Annotated in this window: 1 protein-coding gene; it reads left to right on the forward strand. The window is 35.1% G+C overall.

Going from position 1 to position 516, the window contains the following annotated elements; all coding sequences use genetic code 11:
- On the forward strand, positions 1-389 hold a 389-nt coding region (locus FHK88_RS02430; protein WP_227429207.1), incomplete at its 5' end, for an ATP-binding cassette domain-containing protein.
- Between the last annotated feature and the right edge of the window lie 127 nt (positions 390-516).

Raw genomic sequence — 516 nt, forward strand, 5'->3', positions numbered from 1 at the left:
GTTTAATTGAAGAATTCAGTTTAGAACATATTCGTACCAATCGTGGTGATTTACTTTCAGGAGGAGAACGACGACGTACTGAAATTGCTCGTGCCTTGGCCACAGATCCAAAATTCATTTTATTAGACGAACCTTTTGCAGGAGTTGACCCAGTTGCGGTTGAAGATATCCAGAGAATTGTAGCTCAGTTAAAAAACAAGAATATTGGAATCTTAATTACCGACCACAACGTTCAGGAAACTTTGGCTATCACAGACAAAACCTATTTAATGTTTGAAGGTGGAATTTTGAAAGCAGGAGTTCCGGAAGAATTAGTTGAAGACGAAATGGTTCGCCGTGTTTACCTTGGGCAAAATTTTGAGCTGCGTAAGAAGAAATTGGAATTTTAAAAATAATTTATAGTAAAATAGTAATGGGAAGAACTAAAACATTTATTTTAATTCTTCCCATTTTTCTTTTCACTACTCTTTACAAAAAAAACTAATCGACTGTGATGAACTGCAATTGTTGTAGATC

Source organism: Psychrobacter sp. I-STPA6b (genome assembly GCF_020662265.1).
GTDB lineage: Bacteria > Pseudomonadota > Gammaproteobacteria > Pseudomonadales > Moraxellaceae > Psychrobacter.